Annotated in this window: 2 tRNA genes and 3 rRNA genes; all 5 read right to left on the bottom strand. The window is 50.5% G+C overall.

Annotated elements, in window-relative coordinates:
• Nucleotides 1-55 precede the first annotated feature (55 nt).
• A 5S ribosomal RNA gene (rrf, locus tag AC1DJH_RS32880) occupies nucleotides 56-168 on the bottom strand.
• Nucleotides 169-296: 128 nt separating this feature from the next.
• A 23S ribosomal RNA gene (locus AC1DJH_RS32885) occupies nucleotides 297-3,172 on the bottom strand.
• Nucleotides 3,173-3,495: 323 nt separating this feature from the next.
• A tRNA-Ala gene (locus tag AC1DJH_RS32890) sits at nucleotides 3,496-3,571 on the bottom strand.
• 29 nt (nucleotides 3,572-3,600) lie between these two features.
• Nucleotides 3,601-3,677 (bottom strand) — tRNA-Ile (locus AC1DJH_RS32895).
• A gap of 79 nt (nucleotides 3,678-3,756) precedes the next feature.
• Nucleotides 3,757-5,291 (bottom strand): 16S ribosomal RNA (locus AC1DJH_RS32900).
• The 16S, 23S and 5S rRNA genes sit together here with 2 tRNA genes alongside, the layout of an rRNA operon.
• Between the last annotated feature and the right edge of the window lie 318 nt (nucleotides 5,292-5,609).

Consider the following 5,609-nt stretch of genomic DNA (forward strand, 5'->3'; position numbering starts at 1 on the left):
GCGCAAAGCAAAAAACCCCAGTCATATTCTGACTGGGGTTTTCTGGGCTGTAAGAGCCTGACGATGACCTACTTTCACACGGGAACCCGCACTATCATCGGCGCTGAGTCGTTTCACTGTCCTGTTCGGGATGGGAAGGAGTGGTACCAACTCGCTATGGTCATCAGGCATAAAGGGTTGTTCTGCTGATCACGCGATCAGCAGAACGAATTCATAGAGTTTGGAATCAGCTTTTGGCGAATTATTTTGAATGCGTCAACTTGGCATAACACCTTGATCAGACTGATCAAAGTTATAGGGTCAAGCCTCACGAGCAATTAGTATCAGTTAGCTTAACGCATTACTGCGCTTCCACACCTGACCTATCAACGTCCTGGTCTTGAACGACTCTTCAGGGGGCTCAAGGCCCCGGCAGATCTCATCTTGAAACGAGTTTCCCGCTTAGATGCTTTCAGCGGTTATCTCTTCCACACTTAGCTACTCGGCAATGCCACTGGCGTGACAACCGATACACCAGAGGTGTGTCCACTCCGGTCCTCTCGTACTAGGAGCAGGCTTCCTCAAATCTGCAGCGCCCACGGAAGATAGGGACCAAACTGTCTCACGACGTTTTAAACCCAGCTCACGTACCTCTTTAAATGGCGAACAGCCATACCCTTGGGACCGGCTACAGCCCCAGGATGAGATGAGCCGACATCGAGGTGCCAAACACCGCCGTCGATATGAACTCTTGGGCGGTATCAGCCTGTTATCCCCAGAGTACCTTTTATCCGTTGAGCGATGGCCCTTCCATACAGAACCACCGGATCACTATGTCCTGCTTTCGCATCTGCTCGACTTGTCAGTCTCGCAGTTAAGCACGCTTATGCCATTGCACTATCGTCACGATGTCCGACCGTAACTAGCGTACCTTCGAACTCCTCCGTTACGCTTTGGGAGGAGACCGCCCCAGTCAAACTGCCTACCATGCACTGTCCCCGATCCAGATAATGGACCTAGGTTAGAACCTCAAACACACCAGGGTGGTATTTCAACGTTGGCTCCACAAGATCTAGCGACCCTGCTTCAAAGCCTCCCACCTATCCTACACAGATCTGTTCAAAGTCCAATACAAAGCTACAGTAAAGGTTCATGGGGTCTTTCCGTCTTTCCGCGGGGAGATTGCATCATCACAAACATTTCAACTTCGCTGAGTCTCAGGAGGAGACAGTGTGGCCATCGTTACGCCATTCGTGCAGGTCGGAACTTACCCGACAAGGAATTTCGCTACCTTAGGACCGTTATAGTTACGGCCGCCGTTTACTGGGACTTCAATCAAGAGCTTGCACCCCATCATTTAATCTTCCAGCACCGGGCAGGCGTCACACCCTATACGTCCACTTTCGTGTTTGCAGAGTGCTGTGTTTTTAATAAACAGTCGCAGCCACCGATTTTTTGCAACCCATTCATGCTTCGTTGTTCACTACACACTAATAGGGCACACCTTCTTCCGAAGTTACGGTGTCAATTTGCCGAGTTCCTTCTCCTGAGTTCTCTCAAGCGCCTTAGAATACTCATCTCGCGCACCAGTGTCGGTTTGCGGTACGGTCGTTGTTAGCTGAAGCTTAGTGGCTTTTCCTGGAACCTCGTTCAGTCACTTCACGGACAAGTCCGCTCGATCGTTGGCCTCGGTATATGTGCACCGGATTTGCCTAATGCACGCCTACATCCAACTAAACCAGAATAATCCAATAACTGGATGACCTATTAAGATCCGTCCCCACATCGCACTAACAATCGGTACAGGAATATTGACCTGTTTCCCATCAGCTACGCATCTCTGCCTCGCCTTAGGGGCCGACTCACTCTACGCCGATGAACGTTGCGTAGAAAACCTTGCGCTTACGGCGAGGGGGCTTTTCACCCCCTTTAACGCTACTCATGTCAGCATTCGCACTTCTGATACCTCCAGCACGCTTTACAACGCACCTTCACAGGCTTACAGAACGCTCTCCTACCACTTGCAATAAATTGCAAATCCGCAGCTTCGGTAACTGGCTTAGCCCCGTTACATCTTCCGCGCAGGACGACTCGATCAGTGAGCTATTACGCTTTCTTTAAATGATGGCTGCTTCTAAGCCAACATCCTGACTGTTTTAGCCTTCCCACTTCGTTTCCCACTTAGCCAATTTTAGGGACCTTAGCTGGCGGTCTGGGTTGTTTCCCTCTTGAGTCCGGACGTTAGCACCCGGTGCTCTGTCTCCCAAGCTGTACTCATCGGTATTCGGAGTTTGCCTTGGTTTGGTAAGTCGCCATGACCCCCTAGCCAAAACAGTGCTCTACCCCCGATGGTAATACTTGAGGCACTACCTAAATAGTTTTCGGAGAGAACCAGCTATTTCCAAGTTTGTTTAGCCTTTCACCCCTATCCACAGCTCATCCGCTAGTTTTGCAACACTAGTCGGTTCGGACCTCCAGTACCTGTTACGGCACCTTCATCCTGGCCATGGATAGATCACTTGGTTTCGGGTCTACACCCAGCGACTGATCGCCCTATTCGGACTCGATTTCTCTACGGCTTCCCTATTCGGTTAACCTTGCCACTGAATGTAAGTCGCTGACCCATTATACAAAAGGTACGCAGTCACCCCTTACGAGGCTCCTACTTTTTGTAAGCACGCGGTTTCAGGATCTATTTCACTCCCCTCCCGGGGTTCTTTTCGCCTTTCCCTCACGGTACTAGTTCACTATCGGTCAATGATGAGTATTTAGCCTTGGAGGATGGTCCCCCCATATTCAGACAGGATTTCTCGTGTCCCGCCCTACTTGTCGTTAGCTCAGTACCACACAGGTCATTTCACGTACGGGGCTATCACCCGCTATGGCCAGTCTTTCCAAACTGTTCCGTTATGTCTTGTGCTATCACTAACAGGCTCTTCCGATTTCGCTCGCCACTACTTTCGGAATCTCGGTTGATGTCTTTTCCTCGAGCTACTGAGATGTTTCAGTTCACCCGGTTCGCCTCGCATGACTATGTATTCATCATGCGATACCTTTGCAGGTGGGTTTCCCCATTCGGAAATCTCCGGATCAAAGCTAATTTGCCAGCTCCCCGAAGCTTATCGCAGGCTATCACGTCCTTCGTCGCCTATCATTGCCAAGGCATCCACCACGTGCTCTTATTCACTTGACCCTATAACTTTGACGTTTCTTTCGAAACACAAAATCATCTCAAGGAATATGTCAGGTCTTTCACCTGACGCGTTATGCCGTACATTCAAAATTCGATTTGACTCGAAATTGAAGTTTCTTTTGACGCAATCAAAAATTCTATGCTGCTGATGGCACGGTCTGCACTAAACCTTTACGAATGTGCAGTTTCCATCAGCAGCGCTGATTCGACTCTATGAATTTTTAAAGAACAGCCGATTGATCAAGAGATCCTGATCAACAACAAAGAAGCCTCATGCTCACGCACAAAGCCGCTTTGGTGTTGAATTGAATATACCGAATTATTGGTGGAGGATGACGGGATCGAACCGACGACCCCCTGCTTGCAAAGCAGGTGCTCTCCCAGCTGAGCTAATCCCCCAAAACTCTCACACGAGAAATCAGAAGATTTGGTGGGTCTAGTTGGGCTCGAACCAACGACCCCCGCCTTATCAAGACGGTGCTCTAACCAGCTGAGCTACAGACCCAATCGAAGATCAACAAAGATCTCGACTTCTTCCAACAACCGATAAGTGTGGGCGTTTAAATTAAATTGCTTGTTTCCAGAAAGGAGGTGATCCAGCCGCACCTTCCGATACGGCTACCTTGTTACGACTTCACCCCAGTCACGAACCCTGCCGTGGTAATCGCCCTCCTTGCGGTTAAGCTAACTACTTCTGGCAGAACCCGCTCCCATGGTGTGACGGGCGGTGTGTACAAGACCCGGGAACGTATTCACCGTGACATTCTGATCCACGATTACTAGCGATTCCGACTTCACGCAGTCGAGTTGCAGACTGCGATCCGGACTACGACTGGTTTTATGGGATTAGCTCCCCCTCGCGGGTTGGCAACCCTTTGTACCAGCCATTGTATGACGTGTGTAGCCCCACCTATAAGGGCCATGAGGACTTGACGTCATCCCCACCTTCCTCCGGTTTGTCACCGGCAGTCTCATTAGAGTGCCCAACTGAATGTAGCAACTAATGACAAGGGTTGCGCTCGTTGCGGGACTTAACCCAACATCTCACGACACGAGCTGACGACAGCCATGCAGCACCTGTGTTACGGTTCTCTTTCGAGCACTAAGCCATCTCTGGCGAATTCCGTACATGTCAAAGGTGGGTAAGGTTTTTCGCGTTGCATCGAATTAAACCACATCATCCACCGCTTGTGCGGGTCCCCGTCAATTCCTTTGAGTTTCAACCTTGCGGCCGTACTCCCCAGGCGGTCAACTTCACGCGTTAGCTTCGTTACTGAGTCAGTGAAGACCCAACAACCAGTTGACATCGTTTAGGGCGTGGACTACCAGGGTATCTAATCCTGTTTGCTCCCCACGCTTTCGTGCATGAGCGTCAGTACAGGTCCAGGGGATTGCCTTCGCCATCGGTGTTCCTCCGCATATCTACGCATTTCACTGCTACACGCGGAATTCCATCCCCCTCTACCGTACTCTAGCTATGCAGTCACAGATGCAGTTCCCAGGTTGAGCCCGGGGATTTCACAACTGTCTTACATAACCGCCTGCGCACGCTTTACGCCCAGTAATTCCGATTAACGCTTGCACCCTACGTATTACCGCGGCTGCTGGCACGTAGTTAGCCGGTGCTTATTCTTACGGTACCGTCATTAGCCCTCTTTATTAGAAAAGGCCGTTTCGTTCCGTACAAAAGCAGTTTACAACCCGAAGGCCTTCATCCTGCACGCGGCATGGCTGGATCAGGCTTTCGCCCATTGTCCAAAATTCCCCACTGCTGCCTCCCGTAGGAGTCTGGGCCGTGTCTCAGTCCCAGTGTGGCTGGTCGTCCTCTCAGACCAGCTACAGATCGAAGGCTTGGTGAGCCTTTACCTCACCAACTACCTAATCTGCCATCGGCCGCTCCATTCGCGCAAGGTCTTGCGATCCCCTGCTTTCATCCGTAGATCGTATGCGGTATTAGCACAGCTTTCGCTGCGTTATCCCCCACGATTGGGCACGTTCCGATGTATTACTCACCCGTTCGCCACTCGCCGCCAGGATTGCTCCCGCGCTGCCGTTCGACTTGCATGTGTAAGGCATGCCGCCAGCGTTCAATCTGAGCCAGGATCAAACTCTATAGTTCGATCTTGATTTTTGCGCCTGACCTCGCGGTCAAGCAAAACTCATAAAAAAAGAATTAAAGTGAACTTCACTTCTATCTCATGAGCGTTTTTAAGTCTTGCGACTTGTTCCGAAGAACTTACGCAATTACCTTCAAACGCCCACGCTTATCGGCTGTAAATTTTTAACGATCACCGAAGCAGCTTTGCGCTTACTTCGTTCAGCTCGCTGTGATCAGCGAAGCCTTGTAGTCTATCACGGTTTTTTAAGTACCGTCAAACTTTTTTCGCTTTCCTCATCTTCAACCAGCTCGCCACTTTCGCAACCAGCCGCCGAATCC

Source organism: Variovorax sp. 10N412, assembly GCF_056394985.1.